Below are 15,071 nucleotides of genomic sequence, written 5' to 3'. Positions count from 1 at the left end.
CCGTTTCTTTCCGAATGAAAAACTTCAGCAGTGCGGACACGCCGGGAAAAGGACGCCCCGGCCGGAGAAACATGCGCTTTTCCATCCGGAGACCTCCAGAGCGCAAAACACATCCGGTAGAACCGGAAGACCTCCCTTCGGAGAAAATTCCAGACAAAAAAAGGCAGGTATCCCCGCCTTCCGACAACATGCCCCCGAACCAACCGCACTACGGAGCGCTGGACTGTATCACTTCCAGTCCGAATTCCTCCACGGAATCGGGAGTTCCGAAAAAAACCACCATGAAGGGCACCGAAGCGCCGGGCTGTACGTTGGTGTTGTGAGCGAGGATGCCGACCTTGGCCGAGAGCTCCTCCTCGATGTTTTTACGGGCGGAAACCTGAAGCTGGTACAAAGTGACCACATTGCCGCACGTAAATTCCTGCGAGGTCACGGCTCCGCCCTGCCGGTCGTAGAGAGTGGCCTTGAGCCGGATCAGCTCTCTGGGCTCGGGAAAGTTGTTCACGGCCTTGCCTTCGATGATGAACAGCTGGCCTTCCTTCTCGTTGGGCACAAAATACTGGCGTACGTTTTCCAGAGCGATCTGAGCCGCGCCCTCCACGGCTCCGGCCTCGGGACGGGCGGGCGGCTCCGCGCCCCGGCTTGGCAGCCCGAGCAGTTCGGGTTTCAGAAAATACACTCCGGCCAGAAGCGCGCACAGAATTGCCAGCAGGACCAGCAGCACAAAAAGGGGCGCCTTGGATTTGGGTTTCGCGGCGGTCTCGCCGCTGTCCTGACCCAACAGAGGCGGCTGAAACGCACCCTGCAAATCCGCGATCATCTCTTCCTTGCCAACCTTGTCTTCCTGGCCTGCGGCAGCGGCCTGCCGTTCCCGTGCCTTGGAGAGCAGACGCTCCAGTTCCAGTTCCTCGCCTTGGGCGGAATCCGGATCCGAAGGAGCGTGCGACTCCGGCACGGGGACCGGATCATCCAGAAGAATATCCGCGGAAGACATGGGCCGGAAGGCGGTGAACACATGCTGACATCGCTTGCAGCGGACTTTGGTCCCGCCGTGATCCAGCTTGTCTTCATCCAGATCGTATTTTGTGCTGCATTCGGGGCATTGGACGAGCATAAATGTCCTCGAGTTCGCAATCGTAATTTTCAGGCTCTCAGGCCTGCGGAAACCGCAGTTCGTAGATACCGTCTAGTTCCCTGTATTGTTCGGCATAGTCAAGCCCGTAACCGACGATATATCCCTCTTCCAGAGGAAAACCCGAAAAGTGCACGGCGACATCCACCTCGCGCCGCTCGGCTTTGTCGATCATGGCCGCGACCTTGACGGAACGGGGATGGCGCGCTTCCAGCACTTTCAGCAGAAACTGGATGGAGTGGCCCGTGTCCACGACATCTTCCACCACCAGCACATGCTTGTCCCTGATATCGACTTCCAGATCCTTGGAGAAGATCATCCGCGACCTGGAAGTCTGGTCCGCATAGCTGGACAAACGGACAAAATCCACGACGGGATGGATGCTGAGAGCCCGCATCAGATCGGCGAAGAAGACATAGGCTCCTTTCAGAACACAGACGCAGACCAGCGGCTCGTCCCCGTAATGCGCGGAAATCTCCCGGCCCAGTTCGCGGACCCGGGTCTCGATCCGTTCCCGGTCGAAAAGCTGCACGAATTCCATTTTTTCCTCCGCCGCCTACAGTTCAATCATCATGGCGACTTCATCACACTCCGGAAACTGGGGGCACTTGAGACAGTCGGCCCAGACCTTCTGCGGCAGCACGTCCTTGGAGACCTCGGAAAAGCCCAGCTTCCGGAAAAACCGGACCTGATAGGTCAAGGCAAACACCTTGTAAATACCGAAAGTCAGGGCGTCGCTGACGCAAAACTCCACCAGTTTCCGGCCAAGGCCAAGACCCTGAATGTCTTCGGCCACCACCAGAGAGCGCACTTCGGCCAGTTCCTCCCAGGTGATGGTCAGGGCGCAGCACCCGGCCACCCGTCCGGTTTCCGGCTCTTCGGCCACCACGAAGTCCCGGAGATGGGAGTACAGCTCGTTGAAGGAACGCGGCAGCAGCAGCCGTTTGCCCGCGCAGTCCATGAGCAGGCGGTGGATGGATTTGACATCGGCGATGGCCGCCTTGCGCAGGATGTATTTCTCCATGTTCTCCCCGTTTGCCGTCAGGCGGCGGGCCGCACTGCCCGGCGGCCCATATCCCGCCGCTTCCGCCGGGCTTCCGGAATCCGGTGCGGGCGAAAAATCCCGCCCTACTCCCCGGCCACTTCCCGGCACAGCCGGGTGGCCACACGCACGGCGGCCACGGCGTCGTCAGCGTATCCGTGGGCGCCGATAAGGTCCGCATAGGCCTGACTGACCACTGCCCCGCCGATCATGACGCGGCAGGTCAGCCCCCGCTCCCGCACCAGGCGCACCGTATCCTCCATGCGGACCATGGTCGTGGTCATGAGAGCCGACAGGCCGATGACCGCGGCGTGTTTCTCCTCGGCCGTGCGGACAATGTCCTCGGCCCGCACGTCCTTGCCCAGATCGACGACCACGTAGCCGAAATTCCTGAGCATGAGGCAGACGATGTTCTTGCCGATGTCGTGAATGTCCCCCTCCACCGTGGCCATGACGATGGTGGCCTTGGCATCCTGCCCCTCGCGCACCAGCAGATGCCGGATGGAGTCAAACCCGGTCTGCATGGTCTCGGCGCAAAGCAGAAGCTGGGGCAAAAAATATTCCTTGCGCTCGTACTTTTCCCCGACCGTGGCGATGGCCGGGATCATCTCCCCGTCCACCAGAGCGAACGGATCGTCCCCGGCGGCGATGCGCTCGGCCAGAAGATCCGCGATGCGGTCTTTCTGCCCCCTGACCACGGCCAGGGCCACGGCGCTGCCCTCCTCTGCACCGGATGCGGCTGGGGCGGCCGGGGCGGGAGCGGAACCGGGCGTCCACCCTGAATAGGAATCGATGAAATTCCGGGCCTGAGGGTCCCGTCCCAGAAGCAGTTCCGCCGCGGCCAGGGTTTCCCGCAGCCGGACGGTATTGGGGTTGGCGATGAAGGAAGCCATGCCCGCGCCCACGGCCATGCCGAGAAAGGTGGAGTTGACCAGGTCCCTGGCGGGCAGGCCGAAGGAAATATTGGAGAGCCCCATGGTGGCGGCCAGCCCCCAACGCTCCCGGCAGTGGCGGATGACCTCCAGGCAGGCCGTCGCCGCTTCGGGCTTGGAAGAAACGGTCAGGGCCAGAGCGTCCACCAGAATCAGGTTTTTGGGAATACGCAGGGCCTCGGCCCTGAGCAGCAGCTCCTCGATGATGGCCAGCCGTTCGGCGGCGGTCACGGGCAGCTTGCGCCCCTTGATGGGCAGCAGGATGAACGGTGCGCCGTAATCCCGGCACAGGGGACCGAGCACTTCCATGCGGTCCGCCTCGCCGCTGATGGAATTGACCAGGGGCGACGCCGGATAGACGTCAAGCCCCGCGCGCATGGCTTCCGGATTACTCGTGTCCAGACACAGGGGGATGGACAGGGCGCTGGTCAGGGCGGTCACAGCCAAGGGCAGCATGCGGGTTTCGTCCACCATGGGCGCGCCCACGTTGACATCCAGCACTGCCGCCCCCTGAGCAGCCTGCTCTTCGGCCAGAGCCAGAACGCGGCGGGTCTCCAGACGCTGCAGTTCCGCCGTCAGGTCGGCCTTGCCCGTGGGATTGATACGTTCCCCGATGATCCGGCAGGGGCGGTCGAAGCCGAATTCCACGGTCTCGGAGCGGGACGAAACCACCAGGCAGGGACGGTTTCCGCGTTCGGGGCGCGGCGCGAACTTTCCCTCGCACAGCGCGGCCAGGACCCGGATATGGTCCGGCGTGGTGCCGCAACATCCGCCCAGACAGCGCACGCCTTCGGCCGCCAGAACCGACACCGCCTCGGCGAAGGGCTCGGGTTGCAGACGGAACACGGTGCGGCCGTCCACCAGTTCGGGCAGGCCGGCGTTGGGCTGGATCAGAACGGGCAGGTCAGAAACTTCCAGCATGGCTCTGGCCACCTGGACAAGCTGCTCCGGCCCGGCGCTGCAGTTGGAGCCGATGAAATCCACGCCCATATTGCCCATGGTCAGGGCAAAGACTTCCGGAGTGGTGCCGGTCAGACTGACCCCGTCCTCGAAAGTCATGCTCACGCCCACGGGCAGGTCGCACGCTTCCCGGGCGGCCACGACCACGGCCCTGGCCTCGGCCAGATCGAACTGTGTTTCCGCCAGGATGACATCGGCTCCGCCCGCCGCCAGACCGCGAATCTGCTCCTTGAAGACCTCCACCAGACCACGAAAACTGATGTCTCCCAGCGGATGGACCATCTTGCCGGTGGGTCCCACACTGCCAGCCACGAACACTCCGCCGCCCACGGCGCGGCGGGCCGTGCGGGCCATGAGTTCGTTGACGGCGAACACGTCCAGACCGGCGGGCAGTTTGTAGCGCGTGGCTCCGAATGTGTTGGTGGTCACCACCCTGGACCCGGAACAGGCGTATCCGGCATGGATGTCCGCAATGATTTCCGGATGCGCCATGCCGAATTCCTCCGGTGACTGCCCGGGCGCAAGCCCCCGCCGCTGGAGCAGGCTGCCCATGCCCCCGTCGAAAATCAGAATGCCGTCCGCCGCCAGCGCAGCCCGAAAACCGTTCATCCCCAAACTCCGTGACAAACTGTCCAGGCCGCCCGCCAGCCCAGAGTAGACAACGGGCCCTACTTAAAATCATTGAAAAGGACAAATAAAAACTCTATGGGCAAAGATTCCTGAACGGAGAACGCTCTCCCGCATCGCTACCCACACGGAACAATGACCACATCCACCGCGCCCGCCGACATGAACGCCTCCCGGTCTCCCGAGGAAGAGTTCGACCAGCCCGTCTCCGTGGACGAGGAGGACTTCATGGATCTGGAAGACGGAGAGGACGAGCCGGATTTCATGTCTCTGGAAGACGGAGACGGCGGGCAGGATTCCGAACCCACCGGCTCGCAGGTCGCTCCGCTCACTCTGGCCCCTCCGGCGCGGCGGGAGACGGGCAGCCTCGATCCGCTGCAGATTTATCTTCAGGAAATAAAAAAATTCCGCGCCCTGGAACCCGATGAGGAATTCAGCCTGGCCCGCCGCTACCGCGACGAAAAGGAAGACGCCGCGGCCTTCACCCTGATCACCTCCAATCTGCGGCTGGTGGTCAAGATCGCCATGGATTTCCAGCGCCGCTGGATGAAAAACGTGCTGGACCTGATCCAGGAAGGCAACGTGGGGCTCATGAAGGCCGTACAGAAATTCGACCCGGACAAGGGCATCAAGTTTTCCTACTACGCTTCGTTCTGGATCAAGGCCTACATCCTCAAATTCATCATGGACAACTGGCGCATGGTCAAGATCGGGACCACCCAGGCCCAGCGCAAGCTGTTCTACAATCTGGGCAAGGAGCGCCAGCGGCTGCAGGCCCAGGGCTACGACCCGGACACGTCCACCCTGTCCCGGAACCTGCATGTCTCCGAAAGCGATATCATCGAGATGGGCCAGCGTCTGGGCCAGCACGACATGTCCCTGGACATGCAGGTGGGCTCCTCCGACTCCGGCTTCACCCCCATGGACTTCATCCCGGCTCTGGAACCGGGCATCGAGGCGCAGATGGCCTCGGACGAAATCCACGGTCTTCTGCACGACAACATCGCCGCCATCCGGGACGAGCTGAACGAAAAGGAACTGGACATCCTCGAGGAGCGCCTGCTGGCGGACAGCCCCGTGACCCTGCGCGAGATCGGCGACAAGTACGGCATCACCAGGGAGCGGGTACGCCAGATCGAGGCCCGTCTGCTGCAGAAGATCAAGGAACGGATGTCCACCACCATCCAGGATTTTTCCCAGGAATGGATCGAACATGAAGAATGAGGCTCCACGCCGTGCCGGGCAGGAAAATCCACCGGATTGCGCGGTTCCGCAAACACGGCCGTGCCGGAAAAACCATCTCATGAGCAGAATCATCTGTCTTTTCCTGCTGGCGGGCCTGTGCGCCTGCGCCGGACACCCCGCTCCGCAGCATTTCGAGGGTGTGCCCATCGAGCCTCCTGTTTCCGACACGCCGGACGCCCAGGCCATCTATTCCTACCTGGCCTCCTGGGCGTACGCGCGTGACCAGAAGCCCGAAGCCGCGGCCCAGGCCATGGAGAAAGCCGTTTCCCTCGCGCCGTCCCCGGAACTCTACGCCGAACTCGGGCATCTGTACTGGAGAAATTCCCGCTTCCCGGACGCCATCCGCGTTCTCAGGCAGGGGCTGGACGCCTTTCCCGAATCGTATTCCCTGCTGGGTCTTCTGGCCAAGACCTACGCCGCCCAGAAGCGGTTCGACGACGCGGTGCTGACCCTGGACGAATACCTGGCCGGGAATCCGCGTGCGCCGCAGCGCCTGGACATCCTGCACGAGGCCGCCGCGTACCGCATGGAGCAGCACCGCTTCGACGACGCGGCGGACCGGCTGTCAGCCATCCCCAAAGACCAGGCCACGGCCGTCACCCATTTCCTGCTGGGCAAGGCCCTGGCCGGGTTGGGCCTGCTGGACCGGGCCGTCGCCCACCTCCGCCGGGCGGTGACCGCCGAGCCCGAATATTTCGACGCCTGGGTGGAACTGGGCCTCACCCACGAGTCGCGGAAGAACTACATCGAGGCCGAGCGCGCTTTTTCGCATCTGCTCGAATCCGGAAGCGACAATCCGCAGATCGTGCTCAAGGTGGCCGACATCAACCTGAAGCTGAACGATCCGGACCGGGCTCTGGCCGTGGTCCGCCAGTATCCCGAGGATCTGGATCTGATTCTGGAGGCCGCCGGTCTGTTCATCTCCCAGGGTTTTCCGGAGCACGCGGCGCAGATCCTGGAGCCCCTGGCCAGCCGGGAGCCCATTCCCGCCGACGCGCTGTTCCAGCTGGCCCTGCTGGAGTACGAAGGCCGCGAGAATCCGGCCGGGGCCCTGACCTATCTGGAAGCCATTCCCGCCGCACACCCGCACTACGAACGCGGCCTTCTCTTCCGTGTCCATCTGCTGTTTCAGACCGGCAGAGAACAGGACGCCCGGACTCTGTGCCGCGAAGCCATCGGAAAATTTCCCGGCCAGCCGGATTTTCCCCTGCTTCTGGCCGAGCTGGACGAGCGGGCCGGGGACACACAGGCCGCTCTGGAGACTCTGCTCAAGGCCGCCGGTACCTGGCCAAAAGACACGGCTGTCCTGTACCGTCTGGGTCTGCTCCATGACCGCATGGGACATCGGGATCTGGCCTTCGCGGTGATGGAAAAAGTCATCATGGCCGACCCCGAGCACGCCGACGCCCTCAATTTTCTGGGCTATACCCTGGCCGACGAGGGCCGGGATCTGGAACGAGCGGAGACGCTCATCGAAAACGCCCTGCGGATCAAACCCGACAACGGCTATTACATCGACTCCCTGGCCTGGGTGTACTTCCGCCAGGGAGAAATCCGCCGCGCCTGGCAGGAGATCAAAAGGGCCGTGCGCTTTGTGGAAACGGACCCGGTCATATGGGAGCATTACGGCGATATTGCCGCCGCCCTCGGCCTGCCCGGAGAAGCGCACAAGGGCTACTCCAGGGCCCTGAAGCTGGAAGGTGACAACGCCCCGGGCGTCCGCGCCAAACTGGACGGACTGGACAAAAAATGAACCGCCCGAACACGCCAAAAGCCTCCCGGCCGTCGCACCGTTCCGGAAAAACCGCGCTTTCGGACACGCCGGCCATGGTCTGCCCTGGCCGCCTGTCCGCAAAATTTTCCGCCATCTTCCGCAAGACCCGGACCCGGCCATGGGCCGCCGTTTCGCTTCTGGCCATGCTGCTTCTGGCCGGATGCGCCACTCAGGCTCCCATGCGGGATTTCGCCGACGTGGCCGCCGTCTGGACCAGTCTGCACCCTGAAAACGCCACGGAACAGCCCCTGACCGCCAGATTCTCCCTGCAGGTGGAAACCAGCGAGCGCACCGGCAGGCTGACGGGACAGATATGGGGACTCGCCTCGTCCCTCATCCGGCTGGATCTGGCTTCCGGCGCGGGTTCTTCCGTAGCCATGATCCGGGAATCGCCCGACCTGTGGGTGGCCTATCTGCCCTCGGAGCACAAGGCTTACCGCCACGCGCGGGCCAGGGCCGGGCTGGAGATCTTCAACATTCCCGTGCCCTTCGACGCCAGGGAAATCAGCGCACTCCTCACCGGCGATCTGGCCCCCATTCTCGGCGGCGGATACGCCTCGGTTCAGGAACTGCCCCAGGGCCGTTTCCGTTTCGTTTTCCGCGGCGGCATGACGCTTTTCGCGGAGGCCGGAGCCGGGACGGACCCGCTGACCATCCGCGGCCGGGACGGCTGGGTCCTCACCTGCGAGCAGCCCTACGTCCTGGAGCAGTTCCCGGACAGGCGGCTTTACCGCAAATACACGTTCACATCCGCCAGAGACGGCAGGGCCGTGCTCCGGGTCAAATCTCTGGAACAGGCCGCATGGCGTGCCGAAGAGCTGACCCTGCATCTGCCTCCTGAAACACAATGGATTGAAGTGACTTCTCCCCACCATCAGTAAGATACCGGAGGGCCAATGCTCAAAGACATGCTTCGGGCCGCGCGAAGCGGCTTCATCGTCCTTTTTGAAGAATCCCGGTGGGCGTTCACCAGCGCCTGCCGCAGGTGGGAAATCCGGCAGATCGAAAAGCGTCTGAACGAGGAATGCCGGAATCTGGGCAGAAGCTATGCCGACGCCCTCGCCGAAGGCCGGACATTCGATCCGCAGACCGGCGACAACGACCTCCTGCTGAAGCAGATTGAATTCCTGAAAGAGGAAATCAACTATCTGGAAGAGGAACTGGCCGCCGCCCGGCGCGAATTCCTGAAGTCCCGCTCGGGCGCGGAGGACAGATGAAGATCATTCTCGGCTCGGACCACGCGGGCCTCGGCCTGAAACAGATGCTGGCGACCCATGTGTCCGACCGCTTCGAAATCCACGACGTCGGCGCTTTTTCCCGCGAAAGCTGCGACTATCCGCGCATCGCCCGGGAACTGACCCGCCTGGTGCTGGCCGAGAAGGCTCTGGGCATTCTCATCTGCGGGTCGGGCATCGGCATGTCCATGGCCGCCAACCGGGTGAAGGGCATCCGCGCCGCCCTGTGCGCCAACGAACACATGGCCCGCATGAGCCGCCGGCACAACGGGGCCAACGTGCTGTGTCTGGGCGAGCGCATCATCGGCCCGGATCTGGCCAGAGCCATCACCGACGCCTTTCTGGACGCGGATTTCGACGGCGGCCGCCATCAGCGCCGCATCGACCTCATCGACACCCTGTAACCCCCAAATCCCGCGAGAACCGCCATGAGCAATTCCGAAATGGACCGCAAAGCCGTCAATGTGATCAAGGGCCTGATCATGGACACCGTCCGCACCGCCAACTCCGGGCATCCCGGCGGAGCCATGTCCTCGGCGGATTTCGCCTACATCCTGTTCAGGGATTTCCTGCGTTTCGACCCCGGTGACGCCCGCTGGTTCAACCGGGACCGCTTCGTCCTGTCCGCCGGACACGAATCGGCCCTGCTCTACGCCCTGCTTGTTCTGCGCGGGATTCTCGGCCTGGACGATCTGCGCGCCTTCCGCCAGCTCGGCAGCAAGACTCCGGGGCATCCGGAACACGACATGACCGAGGGCGTGGAAGCGACCACCGGGCCGCTGGGCCAGGGTTTCGCCATGGCCGGAGGCATGGCCGTGGCCGAGGCCTTTCTGCGCGCCTGGCTGGATGAGGAAACGGCCGGACATTTCACCTATGTGCTGGCTTCGGACGGCGACCTGCAGGAACCCGTCTGCCTGGGCAGCGCGGCCCTGTGCGGCCGGTGGGGACTGGGACGGCTCATCGTTTTTTACGACAGCAACAAGGTGCAGCTGGCGGGTCCCACCGAACGGGTGGACACCACAGATTACAAGGCCCTGTTTGAAAGCATGCACTGGCAGGTGCTGGAGATCGACGGACACGACCACGGGCAGATCCGCCGGGCCATCCGGGACGGACAGGCGGAAACGGACCGCCCCACCCTGATCATCGGGCACACGGTCATGGCCAGGGGATGCGCCACCATGGAAGGCAGCGAAGCCACTCACGGCGCACCCCTGCCGGACGGGGAGATCTCGGCCACCAAGACCGGGCTCGGCCTGCCGGACGAAGAATACTTCCTGCCCGAAGACGTATTGACCCATTTCCGCGCCCGCTTCGACGAACTGTCCGCCGCCCGCGCAGCCTGGGACCAAACCCTCGCGGCCCGGCTCAAGACACCGGAATTTGCCCGGAAATGGACCGAAGCCACCCAGCCCGTCTGTCAGCGGTCCCTGACCTGGCCGACCTTCGAGACCGGAGCCAGCGTGCCCACACGCAAGGCGTTCGGCCTCTGTCTGAACGCGCTGGCCGGACAGCTGCCGGGCCTCATGGGCGGATCGGCGGACCTGGACCCATCCAACCAGACAGAAGGATTCCGCAAGACCCACGGCATTTTCCACGCCCTGAAAAATCCTCTGGGCCGCAACCTCTGTTTCGGCGTGCGGGAATTCCCCATGGCCGCCATGCTGAACGGCATGGCCCTGCACGGCGGGGTGACGCCCTTCGGGGCCACGTTCCTGGTTTTCTCGGATTATGAGCGAAACGCCATCCGCATGTCCGCCCTGCAAGGGCTGCCCGTGCTGCACATTTTCACTCACGACTCCTTTTTCGTGGGTGAGGACGGCCCCACGCACCAGCCTGTCGAGCATGTCAGTTCCCTGCGGCTCATCCCCAACCTGCTGGTCCTGCGCCCGGCCGACGCGCGGGAAAGTGCGGCCTGCATGGCCGTGGCCCTCAGACAGTCCGCCCGCCCCTCGGTGCTGATCTTCACCCGCCAGGGGCTGCCCGTGCTGGACCTGCCCGAAGATCTGGAAGCCCATGTGGCCAAAGGCGCCTACATCGTTCACGAACCCGAAGGAGGGCCGGAAACCCTGCTGCTGGCCTCGGGCTCGGAAGTGCATCTGGCTCTGGAAGCGGCCAGGGCCCTGCCGGAACGAAAAATACGGGTGGTCTCCGTGCCCAGCATGGAACTTTTCGACGAACAGCCCGAGGCATACCGGGAAAGCGTCCTGCCAAGGGCCGTCACCCGCCGGGTGGCCATCGAGGCCGGGCGGAGCGGCCTGTGGTACAAATACGTCGGGCTGGACGGAAAGGTCTGGGGGGTGGACCACTTTGGCGCTTCGGCTCCGGCCTCGAAGCTGAAGGAAAAATACGGTTTCACTGCGGCCAGACTGATCGAATTCATCAAGGCGGACTGAGAAACACCCGTCCACATCAGGCGGAAACAGCCACCGTCACGCGGCGGCCCGGCGGAAAAACCGGCGCATGCAACCCGGCAACATCACTTCTTAAGGAAACAGCATGATGGAAGCTCCACAACGCAATCTGGCCATGGATCTGGTCCGGGTCACGGAAGCGGCGGCCCTGGCTTCGGCCCGCTGGCTCGGCAAGGGCGCCAAGAATGAAGGCGACGGCGCGGCTGTGGACGCCATGCGCCTGTCCTTCAACAGCTTGGACATCGACGGCCGCATCGTCATCGGGGAAGGAGAAAAGGACAAAGCGCCCATGCTCTACAACGGCGAGCGGATCGGCACCGGACACGGCCCGGCCGTGGATGTGGCCGTGGACCCGGTGGAGGGCACCAATCTGCTGGCCTACGGCCGTCCCAACGCCATTGCCGTGGTGGGGCTCGCTCCGGCCGGAGCCATGTTCGATCCCGGCCCCAGCTATTACATGCGAAAACTGGTAGTGCCCGCTCCAGCCAGGGGCGTGGTGGATATGGACGCGCCGGTGGCCCATAATCTGGAGGCCACGGCCAGGGCTCTGGGAAAAAAAGTGGAAGACCTGATGATCTTCGTACTGGACAAACCCCGCCACAAAGAACTCATCGCCCGGATCCGGGAAGCCGGAGCGCGCATCCAGCTGCATACCGACGGCGACGTGGCCGGAGCGCTCATGGCCGTGGACCCGGCCTCCTCCGTGGATATGATGCTCGGCACGGGTGGCACTCCCGAGGGCGTGCTGGCGGCCTGCGCCATCAAGGCTCTGGGCGGTGAAATTCTGGCCCGTTTCGACCCGCAGTCAGAGGAAGAGCTGGCCCGCGTCCGTGATTTCGGGCTGGATACCAGCGCTGTCCTGACCACGGATACCCTGATCCGCGACGACAACGTGTTCTTCGCCGCCACGGGTATTTCCGGCGGTACCTTTCTCGGCGGAGTGACCTATCTGGGCACCGGAGCGACCACCCATTCTCTGGTGCTGCGCGGCAAAACCGGCACCATCCGGCGCATCACATCCACCCATCAGTGGGACAAACTGATGCGCTTCTCCGCCATCAAATACTGACCCGAACACAGCCCTCCGCACCAAAAAAGAGCGCCTCCGCAGACGGGAGGCGCTCTTTACTTGCCAGTTACTGAATCTTGACGACGTTTTTCACATCGACTTCCGTGCTGCCCCAGTCCTTGTCGATCTCGGCGGTCAGGCGGACCTTGTCGCTGGGCGTGACGTCGACGCCGCGCCATACATCGTCGTCGATCTCCACTTCAATCTTTCCGCTGGCATCGCGGAAAATATAGTGCTCCCGGCGCACCTGTTTCTCAATATATCCTTCCAGCGTGACATAGGTATCGTCGGGAAGACCTTTCAGGGAAGAAACCATGTTGATCTGCGATTGCCCCCCCTGCCCGCTGTTTTCGGAAAAACCGGCAAAAACGGTAGCAGAGCAGAACAGCAGAAACACGAGAACAAAATATTTTTTCATCGTAAATTACCTCTCGAAAGGAAGTTAGCGGATTGAATGTCAGCCTCAAGACACTCCCGGCCGCGTGGGGATCACTTTCATACGCAGCCGGAAGAACCCGGCATTGACCGGATATTCAAGCGAGGGACTACGTGAAACCATTGCTGTCCGGCTAAGCGATGCAATCTAACAGTGTGAAGTTATATGAATTATCGAATTTTCGTCGTCTGGGATTCAGGAGTTCATCCAAGGAGGCCTCGCCGAGCAGGTTGAGTTGAATGAGCTGGAAGAGTTGCTGTACGGAGAGTCCGAGACGGCTGAGGAATTTCTGGTACGCGAGGAGCAGGTAAACCGTCAGGGCCGTGTAAATCTGGATCAGAACCGCATTTTCCGAGTTGCCGACGAAGGTCTTTATGCGCAAATTTTGTTTGATTTCCTTGAAGAAGAGCTCGATTTGCCAGCGGTCTTTATAGATGTCGGCGATGGTTTTCGCCGAAAGCCGGAAATGGTTGGTCAAAAATTCGTAGTGTTTCCCGGTTTCCTGGTCACGATAGCCGATACGGCGCAAGCGTAAGGATTTTCCCCGGCTGGAGACTTCAATGATGTGATCGGAAGTAACGCCGGTCTTGCGATTCACGAGGCGGCGCTCCAGGAGTTTGAAAACGGCGTTGCGCTTGAGCCGGGTCACAAAAAAGACACCCTTTGCCCCGAGGATCCGAAACCAGGGATAGCTGATGAAGCCCTTGTCAAAGACCACGATGGAGCCCCTGGGCAACTCCATAGCCTGAGCTATGCGGCTTTCATGGGTTTTGGCGTCGGTGACGGTTGCGAAAGCCGGGATATGGCCATCGTGATCCAGCAAGGTATGTACTTTGACGCCGCCCTTGGCCTGCCGAAACGAGGCCCAGGGAAAAAGCGACAGGCAAAGCTTTATGGTGGTGGCGTCCAGACTGAACAATTTGGATTTGAAACGGAATTTGTGCTTCGGGGCTTTTGCGGCGCACAGGCCGTACATCTCGGCGAACAGATCCTTGAAAAAGCCTACGGGGCGAGAATTGTTCGCGTCAGCAAAGGTCGAGCGGGCCACGTTTTTCAGTCCCCAGTGATACAGGCGGTTTCCCGCAGCCTCAAGGCAGCGCAGGCCATCGCGCATGGAACGTCTTGCGGCAAGCTGGATGAAGGCCATGACCGTGAACTGCTCCTTGAAACCGAATTGACGCGACGAGCGCCCGGTTTTGTGCCGTCTTTCGAGTTTCTGAAAAACATGTCTGGGAATCAGAGATAGCGTCTGGGAGAATAGTGTATTATGGTGACTCAAGTCCAGAATCTCCTTGTGTGGCAAGATGTTGTGGTGATTTCTTTTACCACACATCGCTGAGATTTTGGACTCTTTTCTTATCCCTTAGCCGGACAGCAATGTTCTTATCCCTTAGCCGGACAGCAATGACGTGAAACCAAAAAAATAAACAACTCCGTCCGCAGAGCTTTACAGGCAAAAAGTTTTCATGAACTAATTTTCTTGACCTCATCCTTAATCAGGAATAATTCCTGAAAAGTTTCACACCAAAACCATAACCATGGAGAATCATCATGAGCATACTTGTCGCCAGAACAGCACCCGATTTCACCGCCCAGGCCGTAACATCCTCCGGCTGCATCGAGGAATTCACCCTCTCTTCCCTGCGTGGAAAATATGTGGTTCTTTTCTTCTGGCCCCTCGACTTCACCTTTGTCTGCCCCACGGAAATCATCGCCCACAACCGTCGCCTGCAGGAATTCCGCGACCGGGGCGTGGAAGTGGTTGGCGTTTCCATCGACTCCCAGTTCACCCACGCGGCATGGCGCAGCACGCCGGTGGAGCAGGGCGGCATCGGCTCCGTGGGCTTCACCATGGTGGCGGATGTGAAGCATGAGATTGCCCAGGCTTACGGCATCGAGCATCCGGAGGCTGGAGTGGCCCTGCGCGCATCCTTCCTCATCGACCGCTCCGGCGTGGTACAGCATCAGGTGGTCAACAACCTGCCGCTGGGCCGCAATGTGGATGAAATGCTGCGCCTGGTGGACGCGCTCCAGTTCACGGAAAAACACGGCGAAGTCTGCCCAGCCGGCTGGCAGAAAGGAGACACCGGCATGAAGCCCAACGCCGAGGGAGTGGCTGCGTATCTGTCTCAGAACAAGGAAAACCTGTAATCACTCCGCAGTGCTCAAAGGTTAATGCCTTTTTCCGAAACTTCTCCGACAACA

At 61.8% G+C, this 15,071-nt stretch carries 14 protein-coding genes; 8 read left to right on the top strand and 6 right to left on the bottom strand.

Annotated elements, in window-relative coordinates; all coding sequences use genetic code 11:
- Nucleotides 1-208 precede the first annotated feature (208 nt).
- The 4 genes from AXF15_RS09335 to AXF15_RS09320 all read right to left on the bottom strand — a co-directional run bounded on the left by AXF15_RS09335 (nucleotide 209) and on the right by AXF15_RS09320 (nucleotide 4,675).
- Nucleotides 209-1,114, bottom strand: coding sequence for a DUF3426 domain-containing protein (locus AXF15_RS09335; protein WP_066606435.1), 906 nt, complete (start codon nucleotides 1,112-1,114; stop codon nucleotides 209-211).
- A gap of 37 nt (nucleotides 1,115-1,151) precedes the next feature.
- The gene (hpt, locus tag AXF15_RS09330; RefSeq protein WP_066606433.1) at nucleotides 1,152-1,673 is read right to left on the bottom strand and encodes a hypoxanthine phosphoribosyltransferase; all 522 of its coding nucleotides are present in this window, start codon (nucleotides 1,671-1,673) and stop codon (nucleotides 1,152-1,154) included.
- A 15-nt stretch (nucleotides 1,674-1,688) separates the two neighbouring features.
- Nucleotides 1,689-2,156 carry an N-acetyltransferase gene (locus AXF15_RS09325; protein WP_066608883.1) on the bottom strand — a complete coding sequence of 156 codons (468 nt, stop codon included), beginning with the start codon at nucleotides 2,154-2,156 and terminating at the stop codon, nucleotides 1,689-1,691.
- A gap of 104 nt (nucleotides 2,157-2,260) precedes the next feature.
- Complete coding sequence (locus AXF15_RS09320; protein WP_066606431.1) at nucleotides 2,261-4,675, bottom strand: homocysteine S-methyltransferase family protein; 2,415 nt, start codon at nucleotides 4,673-4,675, stop codon at nucleotides 2,261-2,263.
- 153 nt (nucleotides 4,676-4,828) lie between these two features.
- On the opposite strand from AXF15_RS09320, the gene AXF15_RS09315 reads away from it, so the two are divergent.
- The 7 genes from AXF15_RS09315 (at nucleotide 4,829) to glpX (ending at nucleotide 12,430) form a co-directional block, all read left to right on the top strand.
- Nucleotides 4,829-5,917, top strand: coding sequence for a sigma-70 family RNA polymerase sigma factor (locus AXF15_RS09315; protein WP_236884763.1), 1,089 nt, complete (start codon nucleotides 4,829-4,831; stop codon nucleotides 5,915-5,917).
- Between the two features lie 79 nt (nucleotides 5,918-5,996).
- Nucleotides 5,997-7,691: a tetratricopeptide repeat protein gene (locus AXF15_RS09310; RefSeq protein ID WP_066606428.1), complete on the top strand. Its 1,695-nt coding sequence runs from the start codon at nucleotides 5,997-5,999 to the stop codon at nucleotides 7,689-7,691.
- Nucleotides 7,688-8,593, top strand: coding sequence for a hypothetical protein (locus AXF15_RS09305; RefSeq protein WP_066606426.1), 906 nt, complete (start codon nucleotides 7,688-7,690; stop codon nucleotides 8,591-8,593). The genes AXF15_RS09310 and AXF15_RS09305 overlap by 4 nt, the downstream gene beginning before the upstream one ends.
- A 15-nt stretch (nucleotides 8,594-8,608) precedes the next feature.
- Nucleotides 8,609-8,929 (top strand): hypothetical protein, encoded by a 321-nt coding sequence (locus tag AXF15_RS09300; protein ID WP_066606424.1) that lies wholly within the window; start codon nucleotides 8,609-8,611, stop codon nucleotides 8,927-8,929.
- Nucleotides 8,926-9,351, top strand: a complete 426-nt coding sequence (gene rpiB / locus AXF15_RS09295; protein WP_066606423.1) for a ribose 5-phosphate isomerase B — start codon at nucleotides 8,926-8,928, stop codon at nucleotides 9,349-9,351. The genes AXF15_RS09300 and rpiB overlap by 4 nt, the downstream gene beginning before the upstream one ends.
- Nucleotides 9,352-9,375: 24 nt before the next feature.
- Complete coding sequence (gene tkt / locus AXF15_RS09290) at nucleotides 9,376-11,343, top strand: transketolase (protein WP_066606421.1); 1,968 nt, start codon at nucleotides 9,376-9,378, stop codon at nucleotides 11,341-11,343.
- Nucleotides 11,344-11,449: 106 nt separating this feature from the next.
- The gene (glpX, locus tag AXF15_RS09285; protein WP_066608877.1) at nucleotides 11,450-12,430 is read left to right on the top strand and encodes a class II fructose-bisphosphatase; all 981 of its coding nucleotides are present in this window, start codon (nucleotides 11,450-11,452) and stop codon (nucleotides 12,428-12,430) included.
- Nucleotides 12,431-12,497: 67 nt separating this feature from the next.
- Here glpX and AXF15_RS09280 read toward each other — a convergent pair whose 3' ends face one another.
- Both AXF15_RS09280 and AXF15_RS09275 read right to left on the bottom strand, forming a co-directional pair.
- Nucleotides 12,498-12,848, bottom strand: a complete 351-nt coding sequence (locus AXF15_RS09280) for a YgiW/YdeI family stress tolerance OB fold protein (protein ID WP_066606419.1) — start codon at nucleotides 12,846-12,848, stop codon at nucleotides 12,498-12,500.
- 151 nt (nucleotides 12,849-12,999) lie between these two features.
- On the bottom strand, nucleotides 13,000-14,199 hold the full coding sequence (locus AXF15_RS09275; protein ID WP_236884758.1) for an IS4 family transposase: 1,200 nt from the start codon (nucleotides 14,197-14,199) through the stop codon (nucleotides 13,000-13,002).
- A gap of 218 nt (nucleotides 14,200-14,417) precedes the next feature.
- On the opposite strand from AXF15_RS09275, the gene AXF15_RS09270 reads away from it, so the two are divergent.
- A complete protein-coding gene (locus tag AXF15_RS09270) occupies nucleotides 14,418-15,017 on the top strand; it encodes a peroxiredoxin (RefSeq protein ID WP_066606413.1) in 600 nt (199 codons plus the stop codon).
- The last annotated feature ends 54 nt before the right edge of the window (nucleotides 15,018-15,071 follow it).

Origin of the sequence: Desulfomicrobium orale DSM 12838 (assembly GCF_001553625.1) — a bacterium.
Taxonomy (GTDB): domain Bacteria; phylum Desulfobacterota; class Desulfovibrionia; order Desulfovibrionales; family Desulfomicrobiaceae; genus Desulfomicrobium; species Desulfomicrobium orale.
The sequence above is the reverse complement of the archived record's forward strand: the minus strand, read 5'-3'. Positions and strand labels throughout refer to the sequence as shown.